This is a genomic window from Desulforegula conservatrix Mb1Pa, assembly GCF_000426225.1.
Lineage (GTDB): Bacteria > Desulfobacterota > Desulfobacteria > Desulfobacterales > Desulforegulaceae > Desulforegula > Desulforegula conservatrix.
In genome coordinates this window covers 1-19,441 of the sequence record NZ_AUEY01000045.1, presented here as the reverse complement: position 1 = coordinate 19,441, position 19,441 = coordinate 1, and the positions used below count along the sequence as shown (strand labels likewise).

Sequence of the window (19,441 nt, the reverse complement as noted above, 5' to 3'; positions counted from 1 at the left end):
CCCTTATTCTTTCGACAAATACCGAATAATTTCTGCCACGAATGTCTCAGGATTTATGGGCTTTTCAATATAACCTGTCGCTCCTGCCGCCAAAATATGTTCCCTGTCTCCAACCATTGCATAGGATGTTACGGCGATGATCGGCACTCCATCAAGCTCTTCGTGCTTTTTAAGCTCTGCGGCAACCGCATATCCGTCCATTTCAGGCAACTGGATATCCAGTAGAATACCAATAGGTTTGTGAAGCAGAGCCATTTTTATTCCTGCCCTGCCATCTTCCGCACCAATGATTGTAAAACCATTTTTTTCAAGCAAGAAACGCATCAGATAGAAATTCTGTTCGTTATCTTCAATAATAAGCAGAGTGTCGTTCATGACAAATCTCCTGTTTGTAAAGGGATGCGCACGGTAAAGGTGCTGCCATGCTCCCATCGGCTTTCCACGCTTATGGAACCGCCCATAATTTCTATAATTTTTTTGCATATTGAAAGGCCAAGCCCTGTTCCTTCCCGTTTTCTTGAAAGACCACTATCAATCTGGTGGAACGGTTGAAACAGGTTGGGAATTTCCTCAGGCTGCATGCCTATGCCAGTGTCTGAAAATGAAAGGATATAATGATTATTGTCCATACGGCATGAAACGCAGACATGCCCTTTTTCCGTAAATTTGACCGCGTTGTTGAGCAGATTTAGAATGATCTGTTCCAAACGGCGCTGATCAGTATTAATCGTCCCGATATTATCTGCGATATCAAGTTTAAGTTCTATCCCTTTTTTTTCGGCCAGAGGTGATACTATTTTAACAATTTTTTCAAGTGACGCTCTCAGGTCAACAGATACACATGCAAGATCAAGCTGACCTGCTTCAATTTTGGAAATATCCAGAACATCGTTGATAAGGGATAAAAGATGGCGTGCGCTGTTTTGCACCATGGACATCTGTTTGTTCTGTTCAGGATTCAACGGGCCTGCAAGCCCCTGGAGCATTATACCCGTAAACCCGATGATGGAGTTCAGCGGCGTTCTCAATTCGTGGGACATGGTTGCCAGAAATGCGGACTTGATTCTGTCGGCTGCCTTAGCTTTTTCCATTGCCGCAGCCAGCTCTTCGGTGCGCTTTGTTATACGTTCTTCTATTTCCTGGTTTATTTTCTGAAGCTCCCGCGTGCGTGCATTAATCTGATACTTTAGGAAAAAGCTTCCCACAATGCTCAGAACCAGTGCTATGCCGACAGTTAAGCCAACGATTTGTACCCATGCCGGTAATTTGAATTTAACATCTTCAGATGTCCATCGTTTCACAGACTCATAATACACAGATTGTGAGTCTTTTTTTATATCAGAAAGATAGCTATCAATTATATCAAGAAGCTGCTTCGGCGTGTTTTGAGAGGCCGCAAAAAAAAGATCTGATGGATCAAAAATAACTGTTGTATCTTCAAGTCCGTACTTTTTGGCTTGCATCAGTCCGAAAAAACGGTTGGTAATACCTGCGTCTGCTTCACCTTTGGCTATAATTTCAAACATGGTTTTGTAATCAGGAACAAAAACAAGGCTTATATTCAGGCCAAAGCTGCCTGCAAGTTTGGCAAAAGCGGTCTGTTGTACTGAACCATCAAGAACCGCCACTTTTTTCTTGTCCAGATCAAGAATTGACTGGATTTTGGCGCCACTTGCAGAATAAACCTGGGACCACGAAGACAAGACAGGCACCTTGTGGAAGAAAAATTTTTTCTCCCTCTCTGCATTGTAGGCGACATCTGGCATAAGATCAATTTCCCCTTTTGACAGGCGATCAAGGCCTTCTGCCCATGTTCCGGAAATATAAACCAGATTCCAGCCTTCTTCCCTGGCTATATATTCAATGATATCAATAAAAATACCTGACGGATTTCCTGAATCTGCTGTGAAAACCTTGGGCGCATTTTCATAGACACCTACTTTCACAACCCGCTCATCTGCTCCTGCATAAGCAGCTTCATGGAATAAAAAAATCAGAAATACGATGAACTGGCTAAAAAAAAATCGGCCGAGACAAGATGGCTTATTATCCTTTATCATTCTGTTCACCCCGCTAAATTATGGGAAGGCTGGTTGTAGGTTGCCGAGAAATGAGGGAGCTGGAACTATGTCGGTTAGGCCGGGATAATCTAACCCGTAGCCTCGCAAAAAACGTGCATAAACCTGAAGTTGAGGTTATAAGCTTCGATAATACAGTAGTTTAGCCATATATCTTATACTAAGCCTGATGGTCTCGTAAAAAGTCAAAAAAGGCGTCGGTGACATGCCGGACTTGATCCGGTATCCAGTGTTTTCACCTACTTCTGTTTCCCGGTCTGCGCCGGAATGATTCTGGAAGCCAGACTTTTTGGATATTATATCACAGTTGACGGATTTAAAAAAAGCCCAAAGATATAAAATCCTGAAAATATTAAATATTGTTATTGAAATCCTCGCTTCTATTTAACTGAAGAACGGTTTACAGGCTCTTAAGGGGTCACTCTGGGCTCTGTTAAGTTAAGGCATAGAAGGCTCAGGCTTTTGTCAGCCCCTCGCGTATGGCAAGTTTCACAAGATCGGCTATGCTTCTCATTTCTAACTTATCCATTATTCCTTTTCTTCTCGTTTCAACTGTTTTGATACTGATGTTAAGCTTTGATGCGATCTCTTTCGTGGATTTCCCTTCGGCTATCAGCTGGAGCACTTCTCTTTCCCTGCCTGAAAGTACTTCAATTCCAGAACGAACTGTATCTTCTGAGATATGGACATAATCCGAAACCAGATGAGATGCAATTTGGGGACTTATGTAAACTCCGCCTGACAGAACCGAGTTGACCGCTGTTATCAGTTCCTGGAATGCGCATTCTTTCAGGAGATAGCCCGATGCCCCGGCCTTTAGCATCCCAAGCACAAATCTTTTGTCAGAGTGCATGGAAAGGGCAATAACCCTTACATCCGAAAATTCGTCGCGTATGCTTCTTGCCGTATCTATTCCGTTAAGTTCAGGCATGGCTATATCCATAATCACAAGATCAGGTTTTTTCTGTCTCATCATTTTAAGAATCTGACGACCATTTTCAGCTTCTCCTATAACCTTTATGTCATCCTGGGTTTGAAGCATGGCTCTCAGCCCTTCCCTTACTATCTCATGATCATCTGCAAGCATAACTGTCGGCATTGTTTATTCCTGATATTTTTGACTGATTAGGCAGTTGGTACAATTATGGTTATTTTACTTCCCCTTCCTTCACCGGAGACCACTGATATTCTTCCTCCTGAATGGGAAAGTCTTTCTGTTATGCTGAAAAGTCCGAATCCTTTGCTATGGCTTTGTAATGAGGCTGGGCGATAATCAAAACCCTTCCCGTTGTCTTCAACAAAAAGGATTAGCTTTTTTTCTGTCATGGTAAGACCAATTCTGATAATGGATGCCTCTGCATGTTTGAAGGCATTGAACACCAGTTCTTTTGCGGCCTGAAAAGCCGTTATTTTTATGGTTTCATCAATTTCCACCGTAAAATTATTTTTTTCAAATATCACTGTTAAGCCGTATTCGTTTTCCGCATATTCGGCAAGCCATTCGAGACCTGCGGTAAGGCCAAGTTCATGCAGCACAGGCGGGCTTAGCCTGAATGTGAAATCCCTTGTGTCACTTATTGCCTGTTCAAGCATGGAACTTATTGATGTCGTATTTTTTCGAATCTCTTCATCCTCGGCCTTCTTTGAAACAAGGTCCACTTTCATCTTAGCGACAGTGAGGGTCTGGCCTATGCAGTCATGGAGCCCTGTTGCTATTTTTCGTCTTTCCCTTTCTTCGGCTATTGTCAGTTCTGACGTCATGCGGATCAATTTTTCATGATATATTCTAAGGGAAACCTCGCTTTTCAGTCTTTCTTCAATTTCTTCCATCAGCTTTTGGTTCGTAGCGATGAGTTTTCTGGTCCTTTCAAGAACTTTTTCTTCTAAATTCTGCTTTGCTTTTTTCAGTTTTTCTTCAGTTTCGATTCTACGAGCAACTTCTGTTTTTAGTTTTTCATTGAGAGCCTCAAGTTTTCTTGTTCTTCCTTCTACTCTTTTTTCAAGCTCTGTGTGGGTTTCTCTCAGTTCATTCAGCATTGATGCAAACGCGCCGTAAAGCAGGCCTATTTCTCCATCACCATCATATCCTGAAACTGGAATGAACTGCCCGGTTTCCCTTATCTCCAATGCGTGAACAGTCAGTCTTTTTATAGGTATTATTATACTTGTTCGCATCATTGACAGTAGTGCGATTGAGAGAAAGCTGCCTGCCAATAAAGTCATAAAAATCGACTCTTTAATAATGGTATCGCCCCTTGTTGCTATGTTCCTGAAATACTTTATCGTGATTTTTATTATATGATTCCCATGGATGTCAGGGTATGTCCCGGAGACTTTCAGAAATGATGTGCTGTCATTTTCTTCTGCCGCCGATTTTTCTTCTGTAATAATGTCAAGCTTCATGTCAGTAGATGTTTGGGCCGCAAGCTGTGAGATGTATTCATCATCAACGACTCTTCCCATTACAAGAGTTCCATGCACCGGTCCTTCCCTGTCGCTTGTTATTATCGGCCTGCAGGAAATAATAAATAATCTTGAATCTATTTTGGATATGCCTCTTATATATCCTGCCTTGTTGTTTACCAAAAAATGGCGAGTGTCTCCGAGAGTGAATGCTGGCTGTGGCTTTTCATTTTTCATGCTGACGAAATTTCCCCACTCTTTTGTGCCGTCAGCGTTAAGAAACCAGATGAGATTTATTCTGTTGTCAGTAAACGTCTTTAAAAGGAGGTTGGTTTCTATGTATTCGTTTTTATTTGTATTTTTCATGAATTTGCATGAATCATCCCATGCAGCCCAATCATTGGTGGTCTGGTCAAGGTTTTTTATTTCCCTGTCCAGCGCAGCCATGCACCTGTCAAGATTCTTTTTTGCTTCTTCTCTTTCTATCGTCAGAAACTGGGGGAGGATATAAAGTCTGTGAATTCCATAATCAATGGCACCATATAGAACGAAAAATATACCAAGAATAATCAAAGCTTTCGTTCGCAGAGACATTGTATAACCTGTTTTGATGTAAAATCAGATGTGTAGTGATCTGTTTTGTCTGTATTCGCTGTTTTAGCGGATATAAAATCAGTAATTCATATTGTTGTCAATTTAATTAACGTAAGAATAATAATAAAATGGTGCTTTTGTGATATGTGATGTTCGATGAGTGCTTTTTTGAGCGGCGGGTTTTTGAAATAAGATCCTTGAGGCACTTCAAAAATGCTACAATTTTATTGTAATAACAAGTTGAGCCTGTTTTTTGCGAGACCATCAAAAACGGGATTAGTTTTGAGAAAGAAAATAATTCTGACGGACTCGCAAAAAGTCAAAAAATTGCTTTAGCGTCATGCCGGACTTGATCAGGCATCTTTGTGATTTTAGCCGCTTCTGGATTCCGACCTGCACCGGAATGACGGTAATCAGGGTTTTTGCGACCTTGCCAATTTTGATATTTTTTTGAATCTATGGAGCCTGCATTATCTCATTTATTTTTTCTGAAAGAGCTTTGACGTTAAAGGGCTTTTGAATAAACCCAGAAATTCCTGATTCATAAAGCTTTTCTGATATCTCTTCTCCGCTGTATCCGCTTGAAATAATGACCTTGATATCCGGCCTGATTTTTTTGAGCTCCTGCAAAGTCTCTTCCCCGCTAAGACCTGGCATGGTAAGGTCAAGGAGAACAAGGTCGATTCTGTCATGAGATTCTGTGAATGTTTTTATGGCCTCAAAGCCATCTTTAGCAGTAATGGCGTAGAGTCCGAGCATTTCAAGCATTTCTGCAGCCACGGTTCGGATTGTTTCTTCATCATCAACAACAAGAGCAAATCCTTCTTTGGGCTTTTCTAATAACACCCCGTTTTCCGAGACCTTCTTTTCTGTTGCAGTTTCCGATACAGGGAAGAAAATTCTGAATATGCTTCCTTTCCCAGGTTCGCTTTTGATTTCTATTCCGCCGTTATGGCCTTTGACAATTCCAAGAACAGCAGCCATTCCAAGACCTCTGCCCGTAAATTTTGTGGTGAAAAAAGGTTCAAATATTCTGCTTGCTGTTTCAGGACTCATTCCGCATCCCGAGTCAGATACTTCAAGAAAAATATAAAGACCCTCAGGAAGTTTTTCTCCCAATGAAATCTCGATCAGGAAATCTCCTGCACAGTACAATGACCCTGTATTGATCATTACAGTTCCGCTTTTTTCTTCTATGGCATCTGATGCGTTTGTAACCAGATTCATAAGTATTTGTCTGATCTGCGTCGGATCACCTTTAATGGAAGGCAGGTCTTTTGCCGAATTAACTGTAAGAGAGGCTTTTTTTGAAATAGATGCCTTGAAGAGCTGGGCCATATTCTGAATAATTTCATCAAGATTAATGTCTTCAATAATGAATTTGCCCCTGCCGGAGTAGGCGAGCATTTGTCTGCATAAATCAGAGGCTCTCTGTGCGGATCTTTCAATCTCGGCAAGGCTGTCCCTGGCAGGTGAAGCAGGTGGAAGTTTTATGAGCGCTATATCCGCATTTCCAAGTATGGAAGTCAGGATGTTGTTGAAATCATGTGCAATTCCTCCGGCAAGAATGCCTAAGCTTTCAAGTTTCTGGACGTGGAGCATTTTTCTTTCAATTTCAAGTCTGTCAGCTTCAGCCTTTTTTCGATTTGTTATATCCTCAAAAACAGTGGCGAACTGACCTGCTTTTGGTGATACCACAGATATGGAGAAGTATTTGCTCAAAGGCTTGAAAAAAGTTTCAAAAGTATATGGAACGCGTGTTTTGGCTACGTTTTCAAATTCTATTAAAAAAGGGGGCTCATGCGTTTTGTAGATAACTCTGCCCGTTTTACCTATAACTTCATTATAATTGATTCCGACATGTTTTGAGTATGCGGGATTTGCATCAATGATCCGATAGTCTTCTGCCACGCCATTTTCGTTAAAAATAATCTCATGGAGGGCAACTCCTTCAGTCATATTATTAAAAAGAGCCCTGAATTTTTCTTCGTTTTCTCTTAAGGCCTCTTCAGTCATTTTCTTTTCTGTGATGTCAAGAAACAGCCCATTGAAAACAAGCTCTCCATTTCTTTCTACAGGAATTGAAATGCCTTTGAACCAGAGGCTCAGTCCATCCGGCCTGATGAATTTGCCTTCAAAATCCCATTTGCGTTTATTTTTTACCGCCTCTTCAATTGAGGAAATGAACGCTTCCTTGTGATCATTATGGACGCATTCCAAAAAGACTTTGAAAGAGGCTTTTATATCTGAATCATCAATGTCAAATATCTCTTTTGCCCTGTCGCTGATGTAATAGATTCCCATGCTTCCGTCCTGCCTTGCGTAGAACTGAAAAATAACTCCGGGCAGATTTTCCGCAAGTCCACTGAGTTGTTCTTCCCTTTCGCGCAGGATATTTTCTGTTTGTTTCTGTTCTGTGATATCCCTGAAATACCAGGCTCTTCCGTAGTATTTTCCTGTGCTTCCGAACATTGACGCCGAATATCGGTCAAGAATCCTGCCGTCATTAAGCTCTATTTCATCCCTGGCTTTTTCATCAGGGTGCGCATATAGATATTTTACCCTCTCAATGAATTTTTCCGGGGCTTTCAGCTTGTTTATGACATGGCCAAGAGCCTCTTCGTCTGAAGCAGAATTCATTATGCCTTCAGGTATTCCCCATATTTCTGAGAACCTTTTGTTGGACATGATTATTTTCGACTCTGAATCGACAATAAGAATGCCGTCGATCGTAGTTTCCATTTCCGTTGTCAGTAGGGCATTCCTGAATTCTTTTTCTTCCTCTGCCATTCTGTGTTCTGTAATATCCTCGCCAATAATAACAGCTCCGTCACATTTTGTTCCGGAGTCATAAATGGGCGCGCAGTTCCACCTCAAGAGTCTGTCCTTGCCTGATCTTATTCGGATTTTGCTATAGCGTACGGATGCATTGCAGCTTCTTTTGCTTGTAACTGTATCAATAAAATATTCTTTTGCATCTTCCTGTCCAGGAAGGAAGTTTTTGAACCAGTCGCAACCGGATATCTCATCGGATCTCCAGCCGGTCATTCTGGCAAAATTGCTGTTGCTGAATGTTATTTTGCCATTTTCATCAAGCATTATGAAAATTAGCAGGCCTTCTTCAAAAAGCTGGCGGAGACTGCTCTTTGAATGTTCAAAGGCCTGATCCGCCGCCTTTCTTTCGGAAATATCCCTTACTACAGCAAGTACAGCTTGATTTTCTCCCGAAGAGAATTCTTTCAAAGATACCTCTGTCCAGAAACTGTTTCCGTCTTTATTTCTGCAAAGTTTTTCAAATGTTTGTTTTCCTTCTTTCAATGTATGGAAAATCTTTAACCATGCGTCTTGGTTTGTAAACTGCATAATGGCATCTGGCTGGTTTTTTGAGTCAAAGGACAGAAATTCCTCTCTGCCATATCCGAACATCATGGTCGCTGTGTCGTTAACATCCAGTATTTTTCCCGTATCTGAATCGTGGATGAAAATTGCTTCGCTTGTGGCATTGAATATGGATAAGTGAGTTTGTACTGATTTTTTCAGCTTAGCTTCAAAAATATCAAAGGAGATAATGAATATTCCAATTGCCGAAGCTGATTCGAGTATGGTGCTGAGTGTGAATTTCCATGGTATGAACCATGAGATATTAAGAAGATATGGACTGCAAACCGTGAAAATACCTATAAGAATGAAGGCTAAACCAGTTGCGAGAGCGCTCGCCTTTGCACTGCCCATGGCGTTTATGATTGTAAAGCCGGTGAATATATAAATCGCAGCAAGCACAGCACCGGCAGGAACTGCCATAAAAAGGAATTGCGCACCAGATGCTTTTGCAATAATTAGCCATAGTATTCCTGTCGCGGCAAGGGTTGTCCATGCTCTTGAAATTGGTTTTCCCATAAGATAAGATGTGCCATGAAGCAGTAAAACCCCGCTTGCGATTGAAGTAATATTGGCCAAAATTATCTGCAGGCCTGATGGCTCAGTTTTTCCTGTTAATTCGAAAATGAATTTGAATGAATTGATCAGCCAGGCCGAAGCCAATAATAAGAAAGCGTTTTCCCTGTATGCGCGGTAAAGGTAGAAAAAAAAGAAAAAAAGAACAAGACTTCCGGTAAGGCACACAGTTATTGATGGTAATAACCAGTTCATGATTTTACCCCATCTTAAGTTTTGTCATAAGGCCTGAATTCAGGTGGACAGGCAAGTATGGCTTAAAACAGGTAGCGGAATTCTACATCAAAAATTTGATTCTGCCATACGCCAGTATTCAGATAGGCTTATCGTGCTTTTGTTTGTGAAAAGAAATTAGTGTTAATTTCTTGCCCAATAAGGTGTCGGTGGTATTATTTTTTTTAGTATACAATTTTTAAAGCGCTTTTTTCCAGAAAAAAATCAGACAAATACCATTTCAGGATAAACATCTTGATATAAGCTTTTCCTCGTCCTATATTGCTCTAATTCGCATATTCTGCAGGGACTGTTTTTTTGCACACTCAAACCCTGATGGACTCGCAAAAAGACAGAAAAGTGCTTCATTATCATTCCGGACTTGATCAGGTATTTTTTTTGTATTTTCAGGTGCTTCTGGATTCCGGCCTGCGCCGGAATGACGAGAATCGGAGCTCTTGCGATCTTGTCAACGCTACTTTTTTTTTCTGAAATTATGCCCTTTCAAAAAAATGGTTTTTGATTTGTTCAAGGTTATTTATTTGCAAACCTTATGTTCAGATATGGAGAAATCATGAAGACTTTTTTTGCCAGCCCCCACAGATCAGATTTTCAGGTTCTTGAAAGAGATCTTGATCTGATTTCCCAGAATCCTGTCATTGATGGCCTGATGAATTTTGTGAGCGGGCTTTTTGCAGTGCTTAACCAGGATCGTCAGGTCATTGCTTTGAATAATTCCTTTTTTGAGCTCATAGGTATTGAAGATACTTCTAAGTTTTTTGGCCTCAGGCTTGGTGAGGTTGTGGACTGTATTCATTCCCGCGACATGCCCGGCGGATGCGGAACCTCAAGATTCTGCTCAAGTTGCGGCGCAGCTATTTCAATGGTTGCGGTGCTTGGTCGGAATAAGGCTGACGAGCGCACGTGTGCGCTTGAGGTTATGAGGGGTGACAGGGTTGTAGATTTATTTCTGAGTATCAAATGCTGTCCGCTTGATATTGGCGGAAGAAGATTTCTTCTTCTTTTTGTTCAGGACATCAGCAAGGAACAACAGCTTTTTAATCTTAAAAAAGTTTTTTTTCATGACATCAGCAATACTCTTGTGGGGCTTCTCGGAAGATGTGAACTCCTTCTCCATGATCATCTTAATACTGCACAACAAGATTTGAAGGAAATTTACGATTTCTCTCTGCGTATAGCTAGTGAGATAGCAATACAAAAAAAATTTTTCTCTGAAGATTCGTGCATTCCAAATCCGGTTTACTGTGATATTTCAGCGGAAATGATCCTTGATGAGCTTAAAACAATTTATAAAAAACATACCGCCGTAAACAATAAAAAACTGGTCTTTAAGGCGTTTGATAAAGATACTATTTTAAGGACAGATCGTTCTCTCCTCTTAAGAATCCTGTGCAACATGATTACAAATGCCCTTGAAGCAACAGATTCTGACGATGAGGTAAGGGTGTTTTTTGAAGTGGATGAAAGGAAGATCGCTTTTTCAGTATGGAACAGATCGTTTATACCGGAAAATATTTCACAGAGAATATTTCAACGTAATTTCAGCACAAAGAAAGGTCTGGAAAGAGGGCTTGGGACATATTCCATGAAGTTTTTCGGGGAAACAATACTGAACGGGATCGTAAGCTTCAAAACCTCTGAGAATAAAGGAACTGTTTTTAGTCTTGCCCTGGATATCTTATGATTTTGCAAAAAAAACGCTCGGCTGATCTTCGATCATTTTTTGACTGACTTCAGTCATGTATGAATATCGCTGGACTCGCAAATAGACAGAAAAGTGCTTCATCATCATTCCTGACTTGATCAGGCTCTTTGTATTTTCAGGCACTTCTGGATTCCAGTCTGCGCCTAAATGACGGGAACTGGACTTTTTGCGGCATTGTCATTTATAAGCCCCTGTTTTTTCTGCCAGCTGTCAAAGAGAGTCTGATTACTCCCCTGTATTATTGGATTTAAAGACTTTTCTGGCTATCTGATCTTGGTCGTTTTATTTATAAGTTAGTCTAATCTATTTTTATTTCCATTCTTTAATTTTATGCTTGACCTCTAAGTGCCTATTATATATTTTAAGCTCACTTGATTGAGCTTAATAATTTAGTCTAACCAAAAACAGGTGCTTTATGGATATTGTGTGTTTAAGAAAACTGAAGGTGAATGAAAAGGCTGTTATAAGCGCTGTTAAGGCCGAGGGTGAGCTTGGCAGAAGAATAAGGGCCATGGGCCTTGTTCCGAATACAGAGATTAAAGTGATTGGTGAAGCTCCGCTTAAGGATCCTGTGGCTCTGAGGTTGAAAGGATTTACCCTGACCCTTAGAAACAGTGAGGCTGATTATATTTTTGTAGAGCAAGGCAAATCTTAAGCATTAAAAATACAAGGTGTTCAATGAAACAGAATTATGAATTCGCCCTTGCCGGAAACCCAAATGCCGGTAAAACCACAATGTTTAATACTCTCACCGGAGGTCGGCAAAGAGTTGGAAATTATCCCGGCGTTACTGTAGAAAAACGCGAAGGATCAATGCGTTTTGGTTCGGACGATCTTAATATTGTCGATCTTCCAGGAACTTATTCGCTTACGGCCTATACACAGGAAGAGTTGGTCTCAAGAACCTATCTTGTTGATTCCAAGCCAGGCTGTGTAATCAATATAGTTGATGCAACAAACCTTGAGAGAAATCTTTATCTGACAGTACAGCTTCTTGAGCTTGGATCTCCGCTTGTGGTCGCTCTTAATATGATGGACGAGGTAAGAAAGCAGGGCAGGCACATAAATACAAGTCTTCTTTCACACCACCTTCGCGCTCCTGCGATTGAAACCGTTGCAAGAACAGGAGAAGGCAAGGATGATATGATAACCGCTGCCATGAAAATGAGTTGTGACAGGCAGGGGGCTCTGAATCCTCTTGTTATAACCTATGGCCCTGATCTTGATCCTGTAATTACCCAGATTGCAGACATGATTGAAGATTTGAAATTATGCGATGGACGTTTTCCTTCAAGATGGCTTGCAATCAAATATCTTGAGGGCGATGACCAGATTCTGGATATTGTGACAAAAGCCGGAGAAAAATCTGAAGCCATTAAAAAACTCGCGGAAAAAACAGCAAAGCATTGCAAGGACACTCTTGGAATATATCCAGAATCCCTGATTGCAGACTACAGATACGGATTCATTGCATCCATTCTGAAAGATGGAGTTATGGCGGATGATTCGGCCCTAGATAGGGTGATCCTTTCTGACAGGATTGACGCCCTGCTAACAAACCGGTTTTTCGGGCCAGTCATAATGCTTATGGTTTTATATGCCATGTTTGCAATCACCTTCAAGCTCGGGGCCGCACCAATGGGCTGGCTTGAGGCTTTGTTCGGATGGCTTGGGGATACGGTTGCGTCCATAATGCCTGATGGTGATCTCGAATCCCTTGTTGTTTCAGGGGTTATTGGCGGCGTAGGCGGTGTTCTTGGCTTTGTTCCTCTGATTATAATCATGTTCATGATGGTAACTTTTCTTGAAGACTCCGGCTATATGGCCAGAATGGCTTATATGATGGACAGGGTTCTCAGGATTTTCGGCCTTCATGGCTCCTCTGTAATGCCCCTGATAATCGCAGGAGGAATTCCTGGAGGATGCGCAGTTCCAGGCGTAATGGCGAGCCGCATATTAAGGAGTCCCAAGGAAAAACTTGCCACCCTTCTTGTCGTGCCATTCATGAACTGCGGAGCAAAGGTTCCTGTTTTCATTCTGATCTGCGGAGCCTTTTTTGGCGAAAAAGCAGCGCTTGCAATGTTCGGGGCTACTATCACAAGTTGGATTTTTGCCCTTCTTGCAGCAAGGTTTTTAAGATCGACCTTGATCCGCGGAGATGCGACTCCTTTTTTGATGGAGCTTCCTCCTTACAGGCTTCCAACTTTTAAAGGCCTGATTATTCATACTTGGGAAAGAGCGTGGCAGTATATAAAAAAGGCTGGAACAGTAATACTTGGTCTTTCCGTGATAATATGGGCAGGGATGACATATCCCGGATTGGATGAGGCTCAGAAGGCCGGTTTTGAAACTAAAAAATCTGAAATTCAGACCAAGATCAGTTCTGTCTCTGATAATGACGAAAAAGCCGGGCTTGAAGCAAAGCTTGAAGAAATATCAGCTGAGGAATCCATGAAGACTCTGAGGGTGTCTTATGCAGGAATGCTTGGACAGGCTCTTGAGCCGATATCAAAACTTGCCGGTTTTGACTGGCGCGTGAATATTGCGCTGATAGGCGGTTTTGCGGCCAAGGAAGTAATCGTATCATCCCTTGGTACAGCCTATTCAATGGGAAATGTTGACGCAGAACATTCTGAAGGCCTTGGAAAAAGGCTCGCGTCTGATCCTGGCTGGAATGTTGCTGTGGCGCTTGCTCTTATGATTTTTGTTATGCTTTATTCTCCGTGCTTTGTAACAGTGGTCGCAATTGCAAAGGAAGCTTCCAGAAAATGGGCTGCCTTCAGCATGGTTTTTAACACTACGGTTGCATTTGTTTTTTCAGTGGCTGTCTATAATATAGGTATGTGGCTTTTTGTGTGAGCCTTAGGTTTTTTTTGTAACCTTAATCATGAAAAAAACAAAAATTTTGGCTATTTTCCTCTCAAGGGAACATAGCCAAAATTATAATATTGCTCCGGTGGCATAATATATAAATTTTTGATTCTACGTTATTGCATGATTTAGAAGGAATCACGCTTCAGGTTTTTTATATGTTTAATCACCGGATCAATATCTTTATCTGAGCAAATTCTGCTTACGTGTTCCAATTCCGTCGCTTCTGCTATCAGAGCGATTATTATACGCCCAATTGCCAAGGGAAAGCGGATTCCCGAGTTTGATCCTCTGGTGTCCATGTCTTTGAGAGACTGTCTGTATCCTTCACAAGTGAAAGCTTCTTTATGAATCTCAACACTGGCAGCAGCCCCGTATTTGAAGTCAGGTTTTTACCCGTCAGTACCGCCTTAATTTTTGCCTTGGTAGCCGCCTTTTTACATGTTATCTTCTGCATGAAAAAGGTGATATCTGCATGTTGCTTGATTGGCCTCTAACAAATAGTGAATATTACCTTTTTTATATGACACCTATTGAAATCCTTCGTTTGCAGGATTTAAGTTTGTACAAGAAAAGTATTGATTGTCTTGGCAGACTCCATTGGAAAAAGTTTTATCTTATAAAAAAATGCTGAAAACAGGGATTGTCATGATAGAGAATATCATTCTGGGTTTTTTGATGGAAAAAAACCTTACAGGCTATGACATCAAAAAAGCCATGGAGAAAAGCACCAATCATTTCTTCAATACGAGCTACGGTAGCATATATCCTGCTCTGAAAAAGTTGGAGAGCGCAGGCCACGTTACATCCACCGAAGAGATAAACAACGGTAAACTTAACAAGATATATACCATCACAGAGAGTGGTCGGGCCCAGTTCAGGGAATGGATGGCCCAGAATTCAGCCATAACCATGATAAGGGATGAAGCTCTTTGCAGGATGTTCTTTTTCTCTTTCCTTGAAAATGATGAAATTGAAAGACAACTGAATACCTATATATCCGAACTAACAGCCCAGATCGACATGATGCGTGGATTAAAAAGCAAATATGCGGATTATGATATAGATCCCTGGAAAATAAAGACTCTTGATTTCGGAATTGACTATTATCTACACATGAGAGACAGCTATACAAAGATATTTGACGAACTTAAAGAAAAAATCAGCGGGGCTACTCATAATTGACGCATTTTGTTAATCTTGTTTTTAACTTAAAAAAGGCAAAATAGAAATGTTAGGGGGGAGCTTTTTAAAAAAGCTCCCCAATGTTTTTAATGATCAGAGCATTATTTCAATATCTTCCAGCGGATAGCATTTGCATGAATGGATGTACCCGAATCTTGCATCAGCCAGCCTGAGATGAACATTTCTTGGCTGAAAGACCTTTCCTGATATAAGCTTTACCCTGCATATACTGCATTCTCCACATCTACAATTAACAGGGATGATTATTCCCGCCCTTTCAAGTGCAGCAAGCAATGTTTCTCCTGATTTTGCAGTGATGGTTCTTACTCCCCTGACTTTCACAGAAAATTCTTCCTGTCCTGTCACCCCTGCTGGCCATCCCTTTTCCTTTGTGATGTCCCTTGCAGAGGGAAACATCTCTCGCCGAATTTTTCTTAGCGGTAGATTCATGGATTCAAGCTGGGGCAAACAGTATTCATACATGGCTTCAGGCCCGCAGATGTAGTATGTGCATTCAGAGATATCCGGTACGAATTTCTGGACGCAGCAGGCATCTATGAAACCGCACTGGCCTGAATAAATCCCGGACGGGTCAGAAATCACAGGAATATAGTTTATGTTGCTGTTGCGTTCTGATAGTTCCTTAAGCTCGTCATGGAAAATGATGTTCTTTTCTCCCCTGTTTCCATAAAGAAGGGTTACATTTCTATTCAGCCCTGCATCGCATATTTCTCTTATCATGCTCATAAATGGAGTGATACCACATCCACCTGCGATGAATACGGAATGTTTGCTGTGGAAGAGCGGGTTGAAATAAAAATGTCCTGATGGCCCGGATGTCTGGAGACGGTCGCCTTTTTTTACTATATTCAGCATATAGTCTGAAAAGAATCCGTCTGCCACACGCGCGACTGTAATGTCGTAATACATCCTCTGGAGCGGTGACGATGATATGCTGTATGGCCTGCTTGTTCTTATGCCGTTAACTTCTCCAAAAACATTGATGTATTGACCTGCAAGAAAAGGCGGCATATATCCGTTTGCAGGAGAAAGCCTGAAAGTCTTTGCATCAGGTGTTTCCTCAATTATCTCAGAAACTTGGCAGTCTATGGTTTTGGGGTGATAAAGATTGATAATTGCTCCAGTTTTTCCTCTGTCTGCCCGATAGTCAATGCCGTTCCTGCGGCCTTCCTCCATCTCGTTTTTCAGAGCCTCGAACCTGTCAAAGTGCTTCGCATATGCTTTCATGTTATGCCCTCCCTGTTTCTTTCATCTTTTCAAGTATTTCCTTTGCAACGTCATGGCCTGATGTAAGAGTCGGCTGGAATCCATCCCATTCAAACCAGGCGCCTGCAAAGTAAAGTCCTTCCATGATTGCATTTTTCGGGAAGAAAACGCCTGAATCATTCATGCTTTTGTCAAAGCCATAGATGGCTCCGCCCGGATGTCCCAGATATCTCATGTGCGTGATAGGAGTTGCCACTTCCAGCTCTTCGATATGTGCCCGCAACCCAGGAAATCTTTTTTCTATTCTTTGAAGCAGCGTCTCTGCGGCAGCAAATTTTGTTTCATAATATTGTTCCGGCTTAAGCTTTTCCCAAGGCTCCCCGTATTTCAGGCATAATGCTGAAATCTGGGTGGTTCCTGAAGGAGATGCATCAGAATTGTCGATGTTGTAGCAGGACATAAGATAGAAATCATCTTGAGTGTCCATTCTGCTGACAGCGTTAAAAACCTCATTCATATCAGCATTGTCGTAACAGAAGGTTGTAGCTTCGGTGATACCCACTGTTTCCGGCGAACAGTCAAGACCAATATAAAGCGTGAAGGCGGAAACCCCGACCTTGCTGTTTCTCATACTGGAAAGAGCTTCGCTGCTTACATGCTCTGGGGGTATGAGATCAGCATAGATGCGGATTGGCGAAATATTTGACACTATGTATGGTGCGGTACAGACATCGCCATGCTCGGTCACGACTCCTGATATACGGCCATCCTTTACAATTATATTTTGGGCTCCGCAGTTGAATCTGATTTCTCCACCATATTTCAGTATGGTCTCAGTCAATGCCGTTGACATAACTTGGGAACCACCCTTGATGTGGTAGGGTTTGAACTCCAGGTACGAAAAAAAACATTTCGCAATAGGGTCAAAGGAAATCCTTTCAGGAGGAAGGCCCACGTAGCACCAGTAAAAATTAAGGGCCGTTCTCAGAAGCGGGTCTGTAAAAAATTCGTCAAACACTTCTTCAAAGCTTTTGAGATTATATCTGAAATATGTCGGGAAGGATTCTTTCTCGACTTTCTTTTCTTCTGCGAACAGACTGCCCACAAACTCCCTTATATATGCATAGATCATTTCGAAAAACTTACGGATATTATCCCTTTCGTGAGGAAATCTTTCCTGAAGTATGGCCACAGCAGCCTTTCTGTCTGATGGGAGCGTCAGGTCAAGTTCATCGGAAACGACAACACGATATATGATATCTGATTCAACCCAATCGATTTTGTCCTCAACTTCAAGTTTTCTCATAATACCGCGAAGCGGTCCGGGTTTTTCTTTCGAACCCATTCCGCTTAACTGATGAAGAGCGGTCTCAAATTCAAATCTTCCCCTTATAAAGCTTGTCGCGCATCCTCCAGGAATATTGTGCTTTTCAAGAAGAAGCACCTTTTTTCCTGATTTTGCGAGTGTGGCGGAAGATGTCAGCCCTCCGTTTCCGGCGCCAATTATTATCACATCATAATCAGTCATATTGCCTCCTGCATTCTTTTATGTTGCTACACGAACTAAATTTTATATATCGACTTGATATATACCTTAAAAAATTATTATTGCAAATATTTTTTGAAAGATGATATATATCCAATGGATATATCATCAAAGACCAACATGGAGGAATTATCATGAATATTATTGTAATCAACGGGAGTCCGTCGCTCAAAAAAGGCATGACATATCAGTTGATCTCCAACTTTATAAAGGGGTGCGAGTCAGCAGGGGCGACCGTAGAGCAGATTGATCTTCAGACCATGAAACCCAAATTCTGCCTGGGATGCATGCACTGTTTCTATTCAAAGGATCATCTCTGCGTTCACAAGGACGGCATGGCTGAGGTTCATCAGAAAATACTCAAGGCCGATTACATGGTTATGGCAACGCCTGTTTACGCAGACGGAGTTTCAGGACAGATGAAAACATTTATGGACAGGTTCGTTCCCCTGATTGACGTCAGGTTTGAAATTGTGTATGGCCACTACCGCCATATCAAACTACATGAAAAACTTCCAAAAGTTGCTCTTTTAAGTGTTGCAGGATTCTATGAAATGGACAATTTTGATGCGGTTGAAGAGCACGTGAAAAAATTCACCCTACACATCCAGAGTGAATTTGTCGGTTCGGTTCTGAGACCAAGCAGCTATATTCTTGGTATGGATCAAATCTTTACAGATGACGTCAAAAAAATAAAGGAAGGCATTGTCAGAGCAGGAGCCGAGCTTGTGAAGAATGGTGCTTTCTCGCAGGATACGCTGGATCAGGTCAGCAATACGCCTATCGACAAGGAAATGTGGCTTCTTGGAAGCAACAAGTTTCATGAAAAATGCCTGGAGGCAGGGAAATTCCTTCCATTATAAAAAAGTTAATCCATTTGCAATACACAAACATTATGGTTTCAGCTGGTCTCAAGTCTTACAAATTCTCAGTCAGCTATCATTGATATCAAAAAAAACGGCCCCTTCGGAGTCGGTTTTTTTGATTTCATGCTTTCAAACGATGAATCCTATAAAGAAACGTGGCTATGCACTATTCTCGGTATGATCGGCTGGTCAGAAAAACGAAGATACCGAAAACACCGAAAGAGCCGTTTAGCAAGCATCCACAATAGTCATAAATTTTTTTTTGGCTTTTTACAATAAGCGATCCGCTGGCACTTACAACTGAAAATAAGACAGAACCACATGAAAAAATGATCAAAACAGATGAATGGCTGCCCCCAAAATTGTTTATACCTAAATCCTGCAAAAAACCAAAAGAAAGACCATCTATCCAATTGTAAATGCGTCAAAAGAAGTAATCGTTGCACATAGCTTGTTGTGGCATGTTTCTCTCTACTGTTTGGGGAGAGTGTTAAACTTATTGATTTTTTTGATTACCATTTTTACTCCGCCATGCTTATCTTAAGGCATGTGAAAGATTATCCAGATATGATGGAGGTGTAGCATGGCAAAAAATATGATCCAATTTCAAAAAGGAAAGAGTATTCACGAATTCCTGTCCGAATATGGGACCGAAGATAAGTGCCAAGACTCATTATTCAGACTTAGATGGCCGCATGGTTTTAGTTGTCCGAATTGCGGCGGTTCGAAATTTTGCGAGCTCAAATCAAGAGATCTGTACCAATGCCACAAGTGTCAC

Annotated in this window: 13 protein-coding genes; 6 read left to right on the top strand and 7 right to left on the bottom strand. The window is 41.4% G+C overall.

Annotation, left to right across the window (positions count from 1 at the left end):
* Nucleotides 1-3: 3 nt before the first annotated feature.
* The 5 genes from K245_RS0114605 to K245_RS26780 form a co-directional block, all read right to left on the bottom strand.
* Nucleotides 4-375 (bottom strand): response regulator, encoded by a 372-nt coding sequence (locus K245_RS0114605; protein ID WP_027359835.1) that lies wholly within the window; start codon nt 373-375, stop codon nt 4-6.
* Complete coding sequence (locus tag K245_RS0114600; protein WP_027359834.1) at nt 372-2,060, bottom strand: ATP-binding protein; 1,689 nt, start codon at nt 2,058-2,060, stop codon at nt 372-374. Before K245_RS0114600 ends, K245_RS0114605 begins: the two co-directional genes overlap by 4 nt.
* A gap of 472 nt (nt 2,061-2,532) precedes the next feature.
* Nucleotides 2,533-3,177 carry a response regulator gene (locus K245_RS0114595; RefSeq protein ID WP_027359833.1) on the bottom strand — a complete coding sequence of 215 codons (645 nt, stop codon included), beginning with the start codon at nt 3,175-3,177 and terminating at the stop codon, nt 2,533-2,535.
* A gap of 26 nt (nt 3,178-3,203) precedes the next feature.
* Nucleotides 3,204-5,075, bottom strand: a complete 1,872-nt coding sequence (locus tag K245_RS0114590) for a CHASE4 domain-containing protein (RefSeq protein WP_027359832.1) — start codon at nt 5,073-5,075, stop codon at nt 3,204-3,206.
* 456 nt (nt 5,076-5,531) lie between these two features.
* Nucleotides 5,532-9,224, bottom strand: coding sequence for a PAS domain S-box protein (locus tag K245_RS26780; RefSeq protein WP_051284166.1), 3,693 nt, complete (start codon nt 9,222-9,224; stop codon nt 5,532-5,534).
* A gap of 592 nt (nt 9,225-9,816) precedes the next feature.
* Between K245_RS26780 and K245_RS0114575 the strand changes: the two genes are divergently transcribed.
* The 4 genes from K245_RS0114575 (at nt 9,817) to K245_RS24685 (ending at nt 15,024) form a co-directional block, all read left to right on the top strand.
* Nucleotides 9,817-10,947, top strand: coding sequence for a sensor histidine kinase (locus tag K245_RS0114575; protein WP_027359831.1), 1,131 nt, complete (start codon nt 9,817-9,819; stop codon nt 10,945-10,947).
* A 436-nt stretch (nt 10,948-11,383) separates the two neighbouring features.
* A complete protein-coding gene (locus K245_RS0114565; protein ID WP_027359830.1) occupies nt 11,384-11,623 on the top strand; it encodes a FeoA family protein in 240 nt (79 codons plus the stop codon).
* A gap of 23 nt (nt 11,624-11,646) precedes the next feature.
* Nucleotides 11,647-13,827 (top strand): ferrous iron transport protein B, encoded by a 2,181-nt coding sequence (feoB, locus tag K245_RS0114560; protein WP_027359829.1) that lies wholly within the window; start codon nt 11,647-11,649, stop codon nt 13,825-13,827.
* A gap of 660 nt (nt 13,828-14,487) precedes the next feature.
* On the top strand, nt 14,488-15,024 hold the full coding sequence (locus K245_RS24685; RefSeq protein WP_198013895.1) for a PadR family transcriptional regulator: 537 nt from the start codon (nt 14,488-14,490) through the stop codon (nt 15,022-15,024).
* Nucleotides 15,025-15,117: 93 nt separating this feature from the next.
* Here the strand turns inward: K245_RS24685 and K245_RS0114545 are convergent, their stop codons facing one another.
* A complete protein-coding gene (locus K245_RS0114545; protein ID WP_027359827.1) occupies nt 15,118-16,272 on the bottom strand; it encodes a 2Fe-2S iron-sulfur cluster-binding protein in 1,155 nt (384 codons plus the stop codon).
* A gap of 1 nt (nt 16,273) precedes the next feature.
* Nucleotides 16,274-17,779 (bottom strand): phytoene desaturase family protein, encoded by a 1,506-nt coding sequence (locus K245_RS0114540; protein ID WP_027359826.1) that lies wholly within the window; start codon nt 17,777-17,779, stop codon nt 16,274-16,276.
* 152 nt (nt 17,780-17,931) lie between these two features.
* Here K245_RS0114540 and K245_RS26775 point away from each other — a divergent pair, with 152 nt between their 5' ends.
* Nucleotides 17,932-18,660 carry a flavodoxin family protein gene (locus tag K245_RS26775; protein ID WP_051284164.1) on the top strand — a complete coding sequence of 243 codons (729 nt, stop codon included), beginning with the start codon at nt 17,932-17,934 and terminating at the stop codon, nt 18,658-18,660.
* A gap of 586 nt (nt 18,661-19,246) precedes the next feature.
* Nucleotides 19,247-19,441: transposase (locus K245_RS0114530; protein ID WP_027359825.1), on the top strand; the 195-nt coding region annotated here is incomplete at its 3' end.